This window comes from Pseudomonas sp. S2_C11 (assembly GCF_054668395.1).
On the sequence record NZ_CP162765.1, the window covers coordinates 3,468,905 to 3,487,348 of the forward strand.

Below are 18,444 nucleotides of genomic sequence, written 5' to 3' on the forward strand. Positions count from 1 at the left end.
GGCCTCGGGATGAGGCTCAGCCTAATTGGATATCCGAGAAATAATTGAAAACCCACCTTATAACTAAACTTAATCAAAAGCTTAACCATTTCATGAAGACGCCTCCCCTAGTCTGGATAGACGATAATTAAGCGTCGCTCATGATAATCAAAGACGAATTAGGTATGCAGGTGCGCCTGCATAGGCGCTTCGCGAGGTCGTAAATTTTCATGCATTCTCCTATGGTTTTTAATTTCCAACTGCGCGCCTTATGGGCCTAATTAGTTATACAAATGACGCCTCGAAATTACGCCTAGTGGAAAAACACCTATTAGGATAGAGCTCCATGCTTCGTGAGCCAATTTCTGGCGTAGCACAGCTTCTTGCTAGCGAGCACCGGAAACCTCGTCAGCCACGACCAGCATCATAAACTGATCGGTTGTTACATCGAGATCAAGCAAGTGTTGATGAGCTTTAAACCGAAAATCATTGTCGGTGGGGACACGCGTCCGATGTCGGAGATGTCAGGGACTAGGAGCCGTTGTTTCTGCCCCTAGAGCGTGGCACGCAATTGGTGCTTTGAATACTCAACACAATGCTCAGGGGAGTTGCCTATCTATCCAACGCTCGGCGACTGTCATTGTTTCAGCAAGCACGTCATGATAGTCAGGCCATGGCCCTGGCAGATCGGCAACACTGTCATCGAGACCCGGTGCGACCATCCTCGATCATGTGTGCTGCCACGGGAGAATCATTGCAGGCTTTTCCTAATCAAACTTCACGGCCAGCTTACGCCCGAGGTACTCGAATGCTATTTGCGCATCCCAAACGTGTGACATGACCGGTTCGTAGTCCCTAATAAGAGGTTTAGATTTTCACCCCTTTTGGCAAATGGCTCTATCGAAGCAACCTGCTAGCCTTGGGGTAGAAGCGCTTAGAATTGTCTTGACCGCACTTTCAAAGAAAAGCCTCCTCTGGTTCGGAGCGCACTCATCCGCCCAAAAATGATAAATCACGCCCGCAAGCGTCGTGCGATGAGAACCGGAGTTGCTATGCCCCTTGCAGTTATCTTCGACGCCTTCGGCACCCTCATAAAAATTCACAAAGGCAGTAGCCCCTATCGAAAAATCCTCAAAATCGGGATTGAGCAAGGACGGCGCCCCCAACCGAGCGATGCAGAAATCATCCTATCTTCACCTATGGATCTTCGCCAGGCGGCTGATTTTTTTGGGATAAACGTCGCCCCCTCGGTGATGGCGAGTCTGGAGGAAGGCCTTAATCGTGAGCTCGCTGAAATACAAGCCTACCCAGATGGCCTTCATGCCGTTCGACTTTTGCAAGAAGCGGACATCAAGGTGGTGGTCTGTTCAAACCTTGCGAAACCCTACGCAGCTGCCGTAAAACGCCTCTATCCAACACTGGATGCTTGCTCTTACAGCTTTGAAGTTGGCGACGTTAAGCCATCATTCAAGATATACAGCCATGCGGTTCAAGCTGTTTCATGTTCTCCAGCTGAAGTGTGGATGATCGGGGACTCCAAGGAGTGCGATTGCGACGGTCCAACTGCCTTCGGTATGCGAGGATTCTGGCTAGATCGAAAATTCCAAAGCAACCACTCCTCTCTCGACCAATTTGCTGCTGAGGTACTGGGCTTTCGCTTGTGATCATGCGCTTCGCTAGAAGGAAGCCTTAGCCATACAATCCTTCACTTACGCGAATCAGCATTTCTTCGACGTGATGGAAGCCAACAGTAGTTCGGAGGAATTCCAGCGGGGTTTTTTCTGTAAGATGGAATTGAGGTTTACTGAGCCAGCGAGCCGCTTTTTCGGAGTCATCGAAAACAGCAGTAGCCATCGCAACTATATGGACCGTACGGTACAAGCGATCGCTGGCAGCAACGTCTAAGGGCAAATCATCCTTCAGATAAGCTCGGAAAACTCTGCTCGAAACGATCCATTCGCGGTCTGCAATCCTTAGAACCCCTTCATCACAGAGTGCCTTGAGGATGACGGCTGAAAAACCGGACTCTATTGTCTTATGGATGGCAAGCTCGGAGGCCTCAGTGGGGATACACAAATAGGTCTCAAGCAGCGATCTGTAAGTCCTGTAGAAAGCGTTCCTGGAAGATTCCGGTGTTGGCCGAAGACCTGAGGTGTGGCCTATCGGGCGTAGCACAACCACACCATTCTCTACCTCAACACTTAGCTCGTCGCCAATTCCGAGACCAGCCTGGGTAAGGAGATCAGTAGGAAGATTGACAATCATGTCTCCGCTGCCATCCCCTGCATCAACGCTCCCAACTAACCAGCGATTCTTTTCGTTCATGGTCCGTGCGCTCGCTTCAACGATCGAGTCGTTGGAGTATGCTCGCAATACGTCTAATACACATGCCTAGACCATTGGTATCGCTAGGCAATTGCTTGCCGCTTGGGGAAAAAAATTGCTGACGATCACACGACGAGCAAAGCGTGACCGATGAAAAAGCGTCATTTGCGCAAGGACTCTGCAAAGGGAGAATGCATGGACGTTAGAAAAACTCACACGTGAGCATCTTTTCAAGAAACGACGGATGGAGGCGATATAGCGGCCGTCAGCCTGCTCATCAATTCATCGTCGTTAGTCCACAAGAGAAGCCAAACGTGTCAGATCAAGCGCAACCCAACTTCAAGCAAGCATTAAAGAAAAACCTCAAACGAATCCTAGCTTTCTGGGTCCTGATCGCTGTGCTTTTGGGCGGCCTCGGCACGCTGTTGGGAATCTACACGATATCTAATTACACAACAGCCATTGGACGACCTGATCTGATGGCCGCCGCGCTATCGGCGAAATCGGATCTAGTGACTTGGCTGGTCATCGTCGCGCTCGTGGTAACCGCCTACTTTCTTGTCTTGATGACCACTGGGATTCTGTTTGGCTTGGCCGTGTCATTGTTCAACGAAAGTCCCAGTCTGCAATCCGATATTGTGAAACTGCTACTGTTACCGGTTTTTCTGGGCATCGCGGTCTTGATGGCTTTGGTGTTGAAGGTGCAGCAGTTGGATGATCTAGGTAGGCTTGGCTTTCTCATTTCCTTCGTGGTTATTACGATATGGTCGCTTCATTTGAGCCCGAAGTTCAGACTGGCCGTAGATCTCTGCGCGACAGCGGCAACACCAGGAAAAGCCAATAGCAAAGGATCGAGAATTTTTCTGTTGGTGATGCTGATGTTTGTCTTGGTGAGCGCAGTGTTTTCAGCGGTCCTACCGGTGAGCCTGATTCTGAAAGGTTACACGGGCGAGGACTCACCGGAAGCCATCACCAAGCTCATGTTTATATCCATTTTTTCAGCCGCCCTACCCCTGATGCCGGCTTTGGTCTTTTATGTTAGCCGCGCGGACCTTTTCAAGCGTGTTGCGCAATGCCTCGCATTGGCGTTGCTGATCCTGCCCATCGTGATAGGAATTTCCCCTGGCGGCTCTCAGAGCATCGTCTATTCGTCGGCCTCGCTGATGAAGGTGCGCGACCAATCTGAAGCCAAATTTTTGCTGACTGAAATCTACGCGGCTGACGACTTCTCCTCCGATATCTGGGGGGCGGTGGAAAGCGTGCGCAATCAACCGCTCATTTCAGCGTTTCCCCTTTTCTCCTTTGGCGATGTCTTGCTTCTCTGCCCCATCAAGCTGATCAAAACCAAGCTCAAGGACTGGCCTGCCGAATCAGCGTACTGCGTCACTACGAAGGGTGGCAAAGCCATCCGCATGCCTCGCAAGCCCGAAGCGTCAAAGAACGCCGCTTAGCCTGGAAACAGGAGGCTCCCTTTGAGACGTCACATGGTGCGTGGGCGCACTCTCCCGCCGGCCCAATTAAACCGTGCAAAACTGCGGTATCGTTATATTATTCGTTGTAATTCGCGCAGTAGGAGATGCAGCCGCTCCTCCTACTTGCTTAACCGTATTGCTGTGGTGCGGGCTGTGCAGAAATGATTCAAACCGCTCAAACAGTATGAGTCTGACCAAGTGAAAATCCGATGAGTGGTCATCACATGAGATAACTCTAAATTATCACGTCTCAAAGTTACTCCGAACAAGCGTTTAACCAGCTGAATTTTTAGCCTGTAATTTAATGGAACGTAATACAGTACGAAATCGTAGGGGGTGAGATGGGACGAGGCGGCATCACCAAACAAATGGTTAAAAAAGCAAAAGCGGATTTGATCGCTCAAGGCCTCCACCCAAGCATCTATGCGGTCCGGATTGCGCTAGGGGGTACAGGCTCGAACTCCACTATCTCTCGTTATCTCAAAGAACTCGAAGAACCACCGAAGACAGCTTTCGATCGTTTATCTGAACCATTACTTGTCTTGATTAACGAAATAAGCGAACAACTCCAGCAAGAGGCAAACGATAAATTGAGGGCTGCGGAAACTAAGTTCGCCCTCGAAAAAAATCAGTTAGCAGAGGAGCTAATAGAGGTCCGAAGCCAAACCGAGCAACTTAAGCGAGAAAACTCGGAATTAAAGTTGCTAATACAAAAAAAACAGCAACATAAGATGTAAAATATGAAAAATTAATTATTCATTCCATTAAAATAGAGGCGCGCACTACCACATCCAATGCGCTATCAAAAGTCGCACATTGAAGTAACCTTCTGCCAAGTACAGCACAGAAACTCTCCGGGTTTTCAGTTCGAACTATCCACTACCCCGAAGATCCAACTTCGGCAAGGCGTATAGCATCGAGCGTTTTAACTACATACGCCTAGCTATTTTGCAAACCCTCTCCGAAGCTTACATACGTCTTATCGAGTGTTTATATAGGGTCCGCATAAGTCTTTTCCCCACGAATGATTGGCTTCCATCAGCGAGCCAAGCCCAAGGGTATGCATTAAACCATATCTTGAATGAGCTAGAGAGCGTACGAGGTGCACCAGCTTAGGCGTGCCACTACTGCCGAAAAAGTGTCAACACATCAAATCGGGCCATACCTTGCACCGCTGGCGGTTTCGTCAGGCAGGTGTACGTTACGCTCAATATTGACGAAAAATCTCCTCCTATCGTCTGGTATCTAATTGTATTTATTAGCGATTTACCGATTGTCGCTTGGTAGTGGACGATACGTAAGAACGTGTAAGAATAGTCATAGTCCTTGGCAGACGTTCGTGAAATTTAATTTCTGCACCCAATATTTATCGAATTTGAAACGGCCCCTTTCTGAACCCAGGAACCCTACCCCCTGCAGTTACTGATCCACGACTACAAGGCGTTGACGGCAAGCGGATTCTTATGAGGCACAACGAGTACGAACCTATGTTTCCATGCGTGATGGAACATCGGATGTCTTAGTGGGGATCTCCTATGATCATCACCTCGAAGCCTATGATTCTCGAAAATAGCCCGGTACGTCAGTCGCTTCCGCGCCGGCGTCAGAATTTTATCGTTAATTTTCCGTCCTTAAAAAACGGTCGCTCGATTGAATGCGAAGCGATTCTCGAGTCATCTTATTGCATTTGGTTAGAGTATTATCCGCAAGTGCTCAGGTACTATGCACAGCCACACACATTTACCTGGATCGACGACGACCAGCTTTATCGCTATACACCCGACTTTCTTGTCATTACTAACGATGGGGACGGTTATTTCACCGAGGTCAAATACGACTTCACTAAACAACGCTTAAGCCGAATTATAAAACTTGAAAGCTTTAATAATTTATGCACCCAGGAAGGATGGAGTTTCCAACAGCACGATAAACTGAGCATAACTGGCTCTGCCGAATTCACGACGTTAAAAGCACTATATAGCCGTTGCAGGAACAGCAGCGGTCAACAACAAGCACATTTTTGTTACTACGTACGGCAACGTTCATGGCCAGCCACTCTCGGTGACCTGATCCAAGATGACGCCGCCCCGCACGCATCTACGATTTTTTATAATATTCTTTTGGGAAGACTGGTTGTTGATTTGACTCAAAAATTAACACCAAGCCTTCTAGTAGATTGGAGGCCGAAACATGCGTAATGAACCGCCGGCTCCGACCATCGGAAGTCAATATGTGGTAAATGGGCGAGTAATGGAAGTTATACACGTCGACGAAGAAATCGTGACTTTAAGGGATTTAGAAAGGCTTCACACAATATCTCTGACCTATGAAAGAATGGCACATGAAATTTCGCTCCGATCTATCGTCCAGTTTGCAAATTCGCCTGGCACAGGGTCTAAAGCGCTAGCTTTCACCAATCCTTGCGACCCAGCGGTAATCTCAGCGCAACGTAAATTTTCTTACGTTGAGGCAGCGATAAAACAGTTAGGAGGTACGCTTCCACTAAAGGCAACAATTGATCTTATTTCTCATTTGGGTCGTAGCATGTGCGATCCAAAACCTCCTAGTTACAGCAGTCTTTACGCCTGGACGAAGGAGTACAAGAAGCACAACTGCGACCGTTTCTGTTTATTAAAAGATCGAAGCTTCCTGCCGCGCGGCAAACGCTTACAACCAGATGTAGAAACAGTCATTCATGATCTGATCAAAGAGTACTACCTATCTCCACGTCGCATAGGATTTAAAACACTGCACAGCTACATCCACGCTCAGATCACAATCATCAATCGCCGAAGAGAAGGATATTCGACAGTTCTACTAAAAGCGCCTTCCCTCTCAACGGTTAGAAGAAAGGTACTTAATCTTTGTAAAATTACCAGCGACGAAATACGTCATGGCCGAGACTATGTAAAAAAAGCTCATCACTCAAGCAAGTGCAGCGAGGAACCTGAAGAGTGTTTGGATTCGGCAGAAATAGACAGCCACTTGTTGAAGATAGATATAAATGATAAAGATGGTAACTGTCTAGGTAGGATTTTATGGCTTACCATCATTTTAGACATCAAGACGCGATGCGTAATTGGGTGGGAGCTGTCCGCTACATACCCCTGCGCAGAAAAAACGATTCGAGCTCTAAAGAAAGCACTAATAGCTGTGCCAGGCGAAGAACAGATACGGGGTAAGCCCATCTTCATACATAGTGACAATGGTTCGGAGTTTGACAACTCAACAATCAAGTATTTTTTAGACCGCCTAAACATTCTCTTCGACCGCGGCCCACCCTATACACCTAACGCACGTGCTCGTGTAGAACGTTTTTTTGGAACGTTTGAATCTTGGCTTCACGAACAAGCAGGGGCGACGAATGCCGACTTGTCGTTACGCATGTATTACGCTAATGAACGAGAAGCTACGTTCACAGAAGAAAGCCTAGGCCGTCATTTCGAATATTGGTTAGAGCGTGTATATCATCAAAAAAAACACCGGGCGTTGAATATGCCTCCCGCTGTTGCATGGCAGCGTGCGATAAAAAATCACTTGCTCCCTGAGAAATTTACGGAAGAGGATCTCGATGCGCTATGCAGAATCGTAAGAAGGGCGAACATCAGCGCTGCGGGGCGAGTGCATTTTTTGTCCTTGAGTTGGTATGGTCCCGGCCTTCCAGAAATTCGGTCGAACTTAAGGCGTGGACAAAAAGCAATTTGCTATTTCAGTCCTTTAAATTTAGGCGAAATCTGGGTAGCTCATCCTGACAATCCACGTAATCCCGAACGCGCATACGCGACACAACCAGAGTACCAAAATGGCCTGACTCTCACAGAGCATGAATTGTTGCGCCGTCACTTCTTGGAAGAAGGCCACGAATTTGATGATAGCGATGCTGACCTAGCATTGCTTCTCCTGCGACAGAGCATGGCCGAGGAGTATGAAGACTCTCGATCCGAACGTAGAAAAAGGAAGCGTAGAACGACTCCTTCAACCGAACCATCTCGCGATGCCGATGCCCCTTTGATATCTGACCTCGCAGGTAAAGGTGATGTAGACGACATACCGATTTTTGAAGGAGAAACTTTATGACCTCGACAACTGTTAATACCGATGAAATTCTGGAGACACTTGCTGCCTATACGATTCTCTACCCTGACTTCTGCGAAGCGATGCGTCTGATAACAAAGTGCTTTGACACTACCCGCCATCGAAAAGATCCAGCGTCAGCCATGCTAATCGGCTCAACCGGCGTGGGCAAAACCCGTCTATGTCGTATGATAGAAAAACAATTGGGCTACGCGCGAAAAGTCAGAGACGTTAGGTGCGAGCATATTGTTAAGCCTTGCTTATATGTTGAGCTTCCTGAGTCTGCCACGATCAAAAGTTTGTCAATGGTTCTAGCGAGAGAGCTAGGTGCAAACCCCAACGACCATCAAAGCGTCACGACCTTGGAAACGCTAATAATCGAAAGACTTGACATAATGCAAGTTAAATTAGTGATATTAGACGACTTCCACCATATTGCTGAAAAAGGTCAATCAAAAACAAAATACTCACTTTGCAGTTGGATAAGCATACTTCTAAACAAGTCAGGAGTTCCTTTCTTACTATCGGGAACTTCGGCTGGAGAAACCATCGTGAATATGATTCAGGAGCTGAGCGACCGGTTCCCGTATCGGGCGAAACTGAAAATACTGCCCATCACAGAGGAAACCTCATCTTCCTCATTCATCGGTATACTTTCTGGATTGCAAAAAGAACTGATCAGACTAGGTGATTTGCAAAAATTTATCCACCTAACTGACCCGAATCACTATATCGCTGTTTATCTCTCAACCCAAGGAAATTTCCGTAAATTAAGTAACCTACTGCACGATGGTTTTCGGATTTCTTTACTCAGGGGTGATCACACTCTAACTCTTAATGATTTCGCCGAAGCTGCTGATGACCTTGCATTTTGCTGCAGTCCAAACTATTTCCGCATGTCTCCCGCCCAGCTTAAGATCGCACTAAAATCAAAGAATAGCGCCACAGGAAGTAAATCGTGAACACCTTGTGTTATGTAGGTATCCCTCAACAGTGGGAAAGCCCAAAAGGGCTGCTCATGCGCACAGCATTACATAATGGATATAACACACTTTCGTCGTTGTGCTTCGCTCTAAACACACCATGCCCTTCCGACACTCTTGAGTTGTTAACAGAACGTTCTCCGCTGTTTGTGCATTTTCTATCAGAGTTTCCAAATATCTCATTCGACAAATTCGTTTACTCCACTCACCCCTGCGCCGATTCTTATTGGGGGATAGATGATGTGAGCTTGACTCGGCAACAGTTTACGAGAATATTTAGATATTGCCCAAAGTGCCTGCTTGAAGAATTGATCACGATATTTTCAGACGTAAAAAATATAGAGCATTGCCCCATACACATGATCAAATGCATAACTCAATGTCCGCAATGCCAAAAAAAAGAATCATGGACCAATGCTAACTTATTATATTGTGCGTGCGGATATGAAAGAAGAACTGCCCCTTGCGAAACAGCGATTTTCGTCGACAAAAGCAGAGTACATGTTTTCGGGACTGATTCATATATAAAGGAATTGTCATCGTTAACCAAAATGGCGATCATATGCGAAACCCTTTGGATAGCGCGCCAACCCGACCACACCCCCCTACGCACAAATTATTTCCAACCATACTTAAACATGCAAAGAGCATGATTAGCTATCAGTCCAGCGAACACCCCAACTTTACTAAACCAATGCATCTTGCGCCCTGGGTTAAAAGCCATGCCGTATTAAGAAGCTATGCAGATAATGCGCTTGCGGAGGAGCTTTCTATAAATCCACGCCGCCAATGCACAAATGACAGCTGCTGCTCACAGGTAGAGTTTTCATTGAAGGAGCTCCATTACTTGATAGGAGGAAATAGCAAGTGGCTATGGAAAAATGATTTTATTCAGAGAAATTTTGAGTACGACAAAAACAAATCACCGTACAGTAGGCACTACAAATCATGCACTCCACTATGCCAAATTGTCGATCAGATAACATCTCACATATCACAATTCAACAAAGATAAAAAACTTATTGAACTCAAACACTACCGTATTCGTGAAGCTTGCACATTGCTTAAATGTACAACCGATGCCGCAGCAAAGTTAATAAAATCTGGCATCTTAGTAGCAATCAAAAGCGAACAAAACCCTGGACCTAAAAATTTAATACTAATTACTAAAAAATCGGTGAATGCTTTTAGAAAACTATACATCTTAACCAGCGAAATCGCATTTTTTCTAGGGTCAAGTACTCATAAAACACGGCGTCTAATTCAGGAACTTGAAATCACTCATGTCAGCGACATTTCTCTGATTGATTTTTATCACCGAAACGAAATATTCGTCAAATTGGAAGAGTTGCGAAAGGCTCTTTTATATCGGAAACCGCTACTCCCCGCCTCATCCTCAACAGATGAGCTTTATAACATCACACCAGCTGAAGCCGCGAACAAGCTAGGTATTGCTGTAACGCTTTTTCATCGTCGCTTTCTTCTGACAAACTTAATCATGCCTAAAATATTCGATGGAAAAAAATTTCTATCAGCATCCCAAATTCATGAAGCAAAAACTCACTTAATTAATCACTTATCGATTCAACAGATTGGTGACATCATAGGTTACCACCGAGGCAAAGTCAGACTTTTAATTGAACGACATCAACTTAAACCTTCTTGCACATTGACTCTCTGTAATGGCGATACTCAGCATTTGTATGACCCCACATCGATTTATGAATTAAGAAACCTTTTGCAAAGCGCCCCATACCGCCCAAAACTCACACGAAAAAGATGCGGAAGTACCACTACACGTAGATCTAGCGACATCTGAAGCCACCAAATTTTTACTGTGCATTCGTTAGCGTCTCCAAAAACCACTCCTACCTGATGGATCCTTTTCCGTCATGCGTCACTCCCTGCTCCTTTCAAAAGCCTATTTTATTTTATAACGGCATGCTAAAACTAAATTTAAGTATTGATGAATTTTCACTGTATTTTCTAATGAACACACCTGCATAACCCACTGTTTTCATTAGGCTGGAATTTAAAATCTGATGAATGACGATGCCGGTTGTCGATGCCAGGCCGATACTCGGCACCAACACCAAGGCATTCCGCCTTGAACACTTGGAGATCGAACATGACCACTCAACACCTCAGCGGCAAGGTCGCTCTGATTCAAGGCGGTTCGCGCGGCATCGGCGCGGCCATCGTCAAACGTCTGGCCGCTGAAGGCGCCGCTGTCGCTTTCACCTACGTCAGCTCCGCCGCCAAAGCTGAAGAACTGCAGAACAGCATCACCGGCAACGGCGGTAAAGCCTTGGCGATCAAGGCTGACAGCGCCGACGCCAGCGCGATTCGCCACGCCGTCAGCGCCACCGTCGAAGCGTTTGGACGCCTGGATATTCTGGTCAACAACGCCGGCGTGCTAGCCATCGCGCCGCTGGAAGATTTCAAACTCGAAGATTTCGATCAGACCCTGGCCATCAACGTGCGCAGCGTGTTCATTGCTTCGCAGGAAGCGGCGAAACACATGGGCGAAGGCTCGCGGATCATCAACATCGGCAGCACCAACGCCGACCGCATGCCTTTCGGCGGTGGCGGTGTCTACGCGATGAGCAAATCGGCACTGGTCGGCCTGACCAAAGGCCTTGCCCGCGATCTCGGCCCTCGCGGCATCACCATCAACAACGTGCAACCTGGCCCGGTCGACACCGACATGAACCCGGCCCATGGCGAATTCGCCGACAGCCTGATCCCGCTGATGGCCGTCGGTCGTTACGGCACCGCCGATGAAATCGCCAGCTTCGTCGCCTACCTGGCCGGGCCTGAAGCCGGCTACATCACCGGTGCCAGCCTGACCATCGACGGTGGTTTCGGCGCCTGACAGACCGGCAAGAAAAAACGCCGCCCTTCTTTACAGGAAGGACGGCGTTTTTGTGCGGACGGTCAAGCCAGTTCCAGCGTCGGCAAGCCAAAGGCGCTGGGCATAAATGCTTTCAGCGAGCGGATAATGCCGTCAGCGTGAGCATATTTCTCATCAGCCATCGCTGCGTCGGGGATGGCGATTGCGGTCATGCCTGCCGCTTTCGCGGCGGTGACGCCGAACGGCGAATCCTCGAACACCAGACAATCCCCGGGCGCGATGCCCAGGCGCCGGGCGGCGGTGAGGAAGATATCCGGCGCCGGTTTGGCCGCGCCGACTTCCGGATCGTCCGCCGTGACGATGAAATCGAACAGCGCAAACCACTCACGGTGCAAGGTGGTTTTCTGCCCGAACGACTGGCGCGACGAACTGGTGCCGACTGCGATCGGGATGTTGTGCGCCTTGAGGTGACGCACCAGCGCTTCGGCCCCCGGCATCGCTTGCGCCTTGGGGAAACGCTCGCGCATCAGCGGCTCGCGGATCTGCAGAAATTCTTCCGGAGTGATCGGTAACTCCAACGCCTGCACCACGTAGTTGGCCAGATCATTGGCACCGCGACCAATGATGTTCTGCTTGACGCTCCAGTCGAAGGTTTTCCCGTAGCGCCCGGCAATCAGCGAGGTGACCTCGGTGTAAATGCCCTCGGTGTCGAGCAGCAAACCGTCCATATCGAAAATCACGGCCTTGATCGGGCCGAACGTCTTCAGCGGTGCATTCATCATCGGATCCGTTAACAAAGACATCCCGGGCGACAGGCAGCGTGCCGCAACGCGGATCTGATTAATGGGTTCAGCAGCATAGCGAGGCCGATGGACATTGAGCAACGGGCAATGCCATCGACGCCTTTTCGCATTTAGCGAAAACTCCTACAGACACTGCCTACTTCCCCGACTTCTTTCCTTTTTGATCCCCCGCAAAGTCCGCGCTCCCGTTTCTTCATATGCGCGAGCGACTGCGAATGTTTCAACCCGATCAGCTCCTGGCCCTGAACAACAGCATCGGACTGCTGGTGGTGGCCGCCCTGAATCCGAAGCAGCTAGATTTTGAAGCGCTGATCGACGAGTTCCGCCTGTGCCTGAACAACTACGACGCCTGGGCCGAGCAATTCTGGACGGGGACGGCGCTGGACATCGAGCAGGTGTTCAAGGTTGGCAATGACGTACAACTGAGCGCGCCGATCACTTCGCGCGCACCTGTCAGTTCATCGGTGGTCATGTGTTCGGCCAGCGGACCGCTGACCCTGGTGCATCTGTTTGAAGCAGCGCGCTTCGTACCGATCGGCGACACCCCGGTGACCCTCGAACCGCTGCTCAGCGACGTCGACGGCGTGCTGACCTTCGGCGAACCAAAGCGCTACACCATTGGCCCGAGCGGGATCCTCGAGGTGACCGATTGCATGCGCGGCCAGCGCTATCGCGTCACCTTCTTTCCCAACGTTTCCTCCGCCCATGTCCGCGCCCTGTATGCCTCATATGAAGGGGTCATTGCCGGCCTTGAAGGCTGGCTGCGCAGCGAATGGACAGGCTTCCAGCCGCAGTGGACGGAGTTTTCCAGCGCCGGTTTTCTTGATCGTTACGGGCAGTTGCAGCGGGCCGATTGGCGCGGCCTGGAAAAAGCCCTGAATGGCGTCTGGGATGACATTCAACAGCTGTTCGCCCTACTTGCCGATCTGCAGGAGCACAGCGCAAAGCTCCTCGAATACCTGAGCGAAGTCGAACTCGAGGCGCTGCTTGCCGCTTCAAACGAAGCGATCGCCAACGCCTTGTTGATGCTCAGCGACGAGCCGTTGTTGTTCATTCATCTGGCCGCGTTCACCAGTTGGCTGAAGATGCTGCCGCCGCAATACCTCGCCGAGGTGGTGGCCGAAGTTCGCACCGAGTTGCTGATCAGCTTCCTGTTGATGCGCGTGGCGGGCGGTGCCGGCGTATCGCTGCGTTTGAGCGGCAAGGTCTTGGCGAAGATCAAGTCGCCAAGGGCGCGGGAGTGGCTGGCCGCCTCAGCCTTGCGTCTGGCTGAGCTGACTTCGACACCGGAACTCAAACAGCACGCGAGCACGCTGAAGCCGCTGATGTTCCATGCCCGCGAAGTGGAGCTGAAGCCGACGCCATCGATTCCGCTGAACATTCGTCAGGCCGACGCGGTGGTGCTCCGCGTGCCGAATCCGGCGCCGCTCGCGCGGGAAAAATCCCAGGGCATGGCGCGCCTTGAGCGCCACGAGCCCCACGACGACGCCCCCGACCAGGCGAAAAACCCCAACGGCGACGCCGCCGACTGCGTCCCCAATACCTGCAAAAACGGCTGCCCGGTGTCGATGGTCACCGGCGAGGAACTGCTGACCCTGACCGACGCGGTGCTCGATGGCGTGCTGCCCTTCGAGTTCACCCGCTTGTACCGCAGCAGCGCGGTCGAGATAGACATCGGCCTGGGTTTCGGCTGGAGCCACACGCTGGCCCATCGCCTGGCCTTCGACGGCGATGGCGTGATCTGGATCGACCACGAAAACCGCCGCACCCGTTTTCCCCTGCCCAACGTCGCGCGCCCAGCCATTCACAACAGCCTGTCGCGGGCGGCGATCTTTCTTGGCGATGAGCCGGAAGAACTGATTCTGGTTTTGGCCGGCGACAGCGCGCGCTTTTATCACTTTCGCGCCGGCCGGCTGACGGCGATCAGCGATGTCTACGGCAATCGTCTGACCCTGCAACGCGATCGCTCCGACCGCATTCAGCGTCTGGACAACGGCGCCGGCCGCTCATTGCTGTTGCGTTATGACCGCGCGCAGCTGGTGGCGATTGATTATCAGGTGTTCGTCCAGGGCGAGTGGACCACCGAGCAAACCCTTGCCACCTACAGCTTCGATGCCCGGCAACGCCTGCTGACCGCGACCAACGCGGTCGGCGACAGCGAACGCTACGACTACGACGACCATCACGTCATCCTCCAGCGCCAGCTGACCGGCGGCGCGAGCTTCTTCTGGGAGTGGCAGCGCGAGGGCAAAGCGGCGCGCTGCGTGAGGCACTGGGCGTCGTTCTCGCAGATGAACACCCGTTACGTCTGGAACGATGACGACGCCAGCGTGACCGTGCATTACGTCGACGGTACCGAAGAAGTCTACGTCCACGACGAGCGCGCACGGCTGGTGCGGCAGGTCGCGGCCGATGGTGGCGAGCAGCTCAAGGCCTATGACCAGCAGGGCCGGTTGATCGCCGAGCAGGATGCGTTGGGCGCGGTTACCGAATACCGCTACGACGAGGTCGGACGGCTGATCGCGCTGATTCCGCCGGACGATGCACCAACGTCCTACGAGTACCGCAACGGTTTTCTCTACAAGCGTTGCCGTGGTGATGCGGTGTGGATCTACCGGCGCAACGCTGAAGGCGCCGTCACCGAAGCGGTCGATCCCGACGGCCAGGTCACCCATTACTACTACAACCTGCGCGGGCAATTGCTGTCGCTGCGTTATCCGGACAGCAGCCGCCACCGCTGGGTGTGGAACGAGCTCGGTCAGCTCATCGAAGAAACCCTGCCCGATGGCGGCGTGCGGCGCTTTTCCTACGATGCGCTGGGACGGCGGATTACCACCCAGGACGAATTTGGTGTTGTCAGTCGTCAGCAGTGGGACGCGGCCGGCCGACTGATCCTGACGACTTCTCCTACGGGCAGCACGCGCGCCTACAGCTACGGCGCCTACGGCCAGATCACCGCTGAGCGCGACGAGCTCGGGCGCATCACCCGCTACGAATATGACGACGACCTGCACCTGGTCTCGCGGCGGATCAATCCTGACGGCACCCGCGTGCAGTACCGCTATGACCATGCGCGGCTGTTGCTGACCGAGATTGAAAACGAGTCCGGAGAAAAGTACCGACTGGATTACACGCCGACCGGATTGATCCGACAGGAAACCGGGTTTGATGGGCGGCGCACGGCGTATGCCTACGACCTCAACGGGCACCTGCTGGAGAAGACCGAGTTTGGTGATTTCGGCCCCAGTCTGGTCACCCACTATGAGCGCGACAAGGCCGGGCGCTTGCTGGTCAAAACCCTGCCCGATGGGCTCAAAGTTCGCTACGACTACGATCGCCTCGGTCGGTTGATCGGTGTCGAGGACGGGCAAAACCATCCGCTGGCCTTCGAGTACGACCGTCAGGATCGGCTGATCACCGAGCATCAGGGCTGGGGCACCTTGCGCTACGCCTATGACGCCTGCGGTCAGCTCAAACGCCTGCGTCTGCCGGACAACAGCAAGCTCGATTATCACTACGCCAAGGGCGGTGCGCTGTCAGCCATCGACCTCAACGGCACGCCGCTGACCCGGCATGTGTATCAGTCCGGTCGCGAACAGCAACGCCAGCAAGGTTTGCTGCTCAGCGAATACTCCTACGACGATCAGGGCCGCTTGCTCGCCCACGCTGTAGGCCATCGCCACGCCTCGCTGTACCGCCGCGATTATGCCTACAGCGCCAACGGCAATCTCGAGCACATCGCCGACAGCCGCCACGGCCAGCGCACCTACGGCTACGACGCCCTCGACCGGTTGATCCGCGTCCGTCACTCGCGCGACGAACTGCCCGAATCCTTCGCCCACGACCCGGCGGGCAACCTGCTGATGCAGGACCGCCCCGGTCCCGCGCAGATCAAGGGCAACCGCCTGCTGATGCAAGGCGACCGCCATTACGACTACGACGCCTTCGGCAACCTGATCCGCGAACGCCGTGGCCACGGCCAGACCCTGGTCACCGAATACCGCTACGACTGCCAGCACCGCCTGATCGGCCTGACCCGCCCCGACGGCCAGACCGCCACTTATCACTACGACGCCTTCGGCCGGCGCATCCGCAAAACAATCGACGGCGCCGTCACCGAATTCTTCTGGCAAGGCGAACACCTCGTCGCCGAAAGCAGCGCCACGCAATACCGCAGCTTCCTCTACGAACCCGGCACCTTCCGCCCACTGGCGATGCTCGACGGCAAAGGCCCAAAAAAAGCCTGCCCGTTCTACTACCAACTCGACCACCTCGGTACTCCGCAGGAACTCACCGACTACAGCGGCGAAATCGTCTGGTCCGCGCAATACGACGCCTACGGCAAAGTCGCCGCCGTCACCTTGGCCGGCGAAGACTACCTCGACCAACCGCTGCGCTTTCAGGGGCAGTATTTCGATGTTGAAAGTGGGCTGCATTACAACCGGCATCGGTATTACGACCCGAGATTGGGGCGGTATTTGACGCCGGACCCGGTGAAGCTCGCGGGTGGGTTGAATCAGTACCAGTACGTGCCGAATCCGACGGGGTGGGTGGATCCGTTGGGGTTGACGTCCAATTGCCCACCGCCGAAGAAGCCTGGGTGTGAGGTTCCGGGGGCGAGTGATGGGGTTAAGGTTGATGAGGGGGAGCCTGATGCACCAGCGCCTAAGAAAAAGCAGGAATATCTGTACCGAGGAGATTCAAGAGACCCGTCCGATGTTTTTGTGAACGGATTCAAAAGCAAGGGAGACAGCGAGGACTTATTCCTCCACTCCATTGATAGCGATTTTCCTCCAAGCGGCTTTATCAGCACCTCCCCCTCTCGAGACGTGGGAAAAGAGTTTGCTACCAGCTTTTTTACAAAAACCGGGTTTCTTTATACTTTGAAGAGAGTCAATGGCTATGATTTGAAGCAAGAATTAGGAAACCGATACAAATTTTCCCGAGAACAGGAATTCGCCGTCCCAAAAATCATCAAAAACGAAGATATTCTAGGCGCCACGATAATTATTGATGATGGGCGTGACTTTGGTTACTCCATCCCGAATCCATATAGGAAAATTGACAAATGATTTCGGAATTCACAATTATCGTAGAAAAAGAATATGCAATCAAAGATGTAGTTCTGATTTGCGATAGCGAGAAAATAAGCATAACTCTAAACCTGGACGGTTTATCGTCAAAAACATATGCCGGCAAAAATTTTTATCATTGTTTCGGTTTGATCCGAAAGGACAACCCTCTAGTAACTTTTTTTTGCAAAGGCTCAAAGCTAAATGTTCACCCCTCGAGCTTATCATCACAAATGTCTCTTGGATTAAAAGCTTATGAATTGACAAATGGAGCAGAACCATCACTAAAAGACGTAGTGTCGATATTTGACTACGAAAATGAAAACCTAACAAACTCGCCAGAATTACAGAGGGAATTTTTCTTACAGTGGATAGGGACTTAGGGGAAGAACGACATATCTCGTGACGACAGAATGGACAAATGGCGCCCATGTGAATATTTAGAAAAACGCAGGCCGAGCATTAACCAACACTACATGAAGGCGCTTTCTAGAAATAGATCGACAGAGTAAAAGAAACACATGAAATACTGGAATGAGATAAATGGCAGCAAATTCTTCAATATGGTCTTCAGCCGAAATATACCTATCGGAGAGATTAAGCTCTTCACTCTAAACATAGACAATAATCTTTCAACACTGACTCTGGCATTTGACATCAGAGAAATTCCAGACACGCCTCCGAAGACGTGAGAATCCATAGAATACAATGCTTGCCGCATAGGGATGACGTGCAGTGAAGTTACAAGCTTGACGACATCCAATCTCCCCACACGGGAAAAATTTTAATTATCCATTCAAACTATTGAGAGCAGGCACTTAGTTTGCGTTGCATCAGAGACTTCCGAGATAAAATTCATTACATCATCATTGAGATTAAGAG

General features: G+C 51.2%; 12 protein-coding genes. 10 read left to right on the forward strand and 2 right to left on the reverse strand.

The window, feature by feature from the left end:
- Positions 1-1,031 precede the first annotated feature (1,031 nt).
- The gene (locus AB4N48_RS15610) at positions 1,032-1,643 is read left to right on the forward strand and encodes an HAD family hydrolase (protein ID WP_160768068.1); all 612 of its coding nucleotides are present in this window, start codon (positions 1,032-1,034) and stop codon (positions 1,641-1,643) included.
- A gap of 25 nt (positions 1,644-1,668) precedes the next feature.
- Here the strand turns inward: AB4N48_RS15610 and AB4N48_RS15615 are convergent, their stop codons facing one another.
- Entirely contained in the window at positions 1,669-2,304 is a 636-nt protein-coding gene (locus AB4N48_RS15615; protein ID WP_122882100.1) for an antitoxin Xre/MbcA/ParS toxin-binding domain-containing protein, read from the reverse strand.
- Positions 2,305-2,618: 314 nt separating this feature from the next.
- Here AB4N48_RS15615 and AB4N48_RS15620 point away from each other — a divergent pair, with 314 nt between their 5' ends.
- The 7 genes from AB4N48_RS15620 to AB4N48_RS15650 all read left to right on the forward strand — a co-directional run bounded on the left by AB4N48_RS15620 (position 2,619) and on the right by AB4N48_RS15650 (position 11,708).
- Positions 2,619-3,755 (forward strand): hypothetical protein, encoded by a 1,137-nt coding sequence (locus AB4N48_RS15620; protein ID WP_460093887.1) that lies wholly within the window; start codon positions 2,619-2,621, stop codon positions 3,753-3,755.
- Positions 3,756-4,117: 362 nt separating this feature from the next.
- Entirely contained in the window at positions 4,118-4,513 is a 396-nt protein-coding gene (locus AB4N48_RS15625; protein WP_122751799.1) for a DNA-binding protein, read from the forward strand.
- A 798-nt stretch (positions 4,514-5,311) separates the two neighbouring features.
- Positions 5,312-5,974 carry a TnsA endonuclease N-terminal domain-containing protein gene (locus AB4N48_RS15630; RefSeq protein WP_122611418.1) on the forward strand — a complete coding sequence of 221 codons (663 nt, stop codon included), beginning with the start codon at positions 5,312-5,314 and terminating at the stop codon, positions 5,972-5,974.
- Positions 5,967-7,853, forward strand: a complete 1,887-nt coding sequence (locus AB4N48_RS15635; protein WP_122611417.1) for a DDE-type integrase/transposase/recombinase — start codon at positions 5,967-5,969, stop codon at positions 7,851-7,853. Before AB4N48_RS15630 ends, AB4N48_RS15635 begins: the two co-directional genes overlap by 8 nt.
- Positions 7,850-8,812, forward strand: coding sequence for an ATP-binding protein (locus AB4N48_RS15640; RefSeq protein WP_122611416.1), 963 nt, complete (start codon positions 7,850-7,852; stop codon positions 8,810-8,812). The genes AB4N48_RS15635 and AB4N48_RS15640 overlap by 4 nt, the downstream gene beginning before the upstream one ends.
- Positions 8,813-9,482: 670 nt before the next feature.
- On the forward strand, positions 9,483-10,652 hold the full coding sequence (locus AB4N48_RS15645) for a hypothetical protein (RefSeq protein ID WP_162999800.1): 1,170 nt from the start codon (positions 9,483-9,485) through the stop codon (positions 10,650-10,652).
- Between the two features lie 309 nt (positions 10,653-10,961).
- On the forward strand, positions 10,962-11,708 hold the full coding sequence (locus AB4N48_RS15650; RefSeq protein WP_056784118.1) for a 3-oxoacyl-ACP reductase family protein: 747 nt from the start codon (positions 10,962-10,964) through the stop codon (positions 11,706-11,708).
- 62 nt (positions 11,709-11,770) lie between these two features.
- Here AB4N48_RS15650 and AB4N48_RS15655 read toward each other — a convergent pair whose 3' ends face one another.
- Positions 11,771-12,466: an HAD-IA family hydrolase gene (locus AB4N48_RS15655; RefSeq protein ID WP_056784114.1), complete on the reverse strand. Its 696-nt coding sequence runs from the start codon at positions 12,464-12,466 to the stop codon at positions 11,771-11,773.
- A 239-nt stretch (positions 12,467-12,705) separates the two neighbouring features.
- On the opposite strand from AB4N48_RS15655, the gene AB4N48_RS15660 reads away from it, so the two are divergent.
- Positions 12,706-17,562: an RHS repeat-associated core domain-containing protein gene (locus tag AB4N48_RS15660; protein ID WP_460093894.1), complete on the forward strand. Its 4,857-nt coding sequence runs from the start codon at positions 12,706-12,708 to the stop codon at positions 17,560-17,562.
- Complete coding sequence (locus AB4N48_RS15665; protein WP_460093896.1) at positions 17,559-17,945, forward strand: hypothetical protein; 387 nt, start codon at positions 17,559-17,561, stop codon at positions 17,943-17,945. The genes AB4N48_RS15660 and AB4N48_RS15665 overlap by 4 nt, the downstream gene beginning before the upstream one ends.
- Positions 17,946-18,444: the final 499 nt, after the last annotated feature.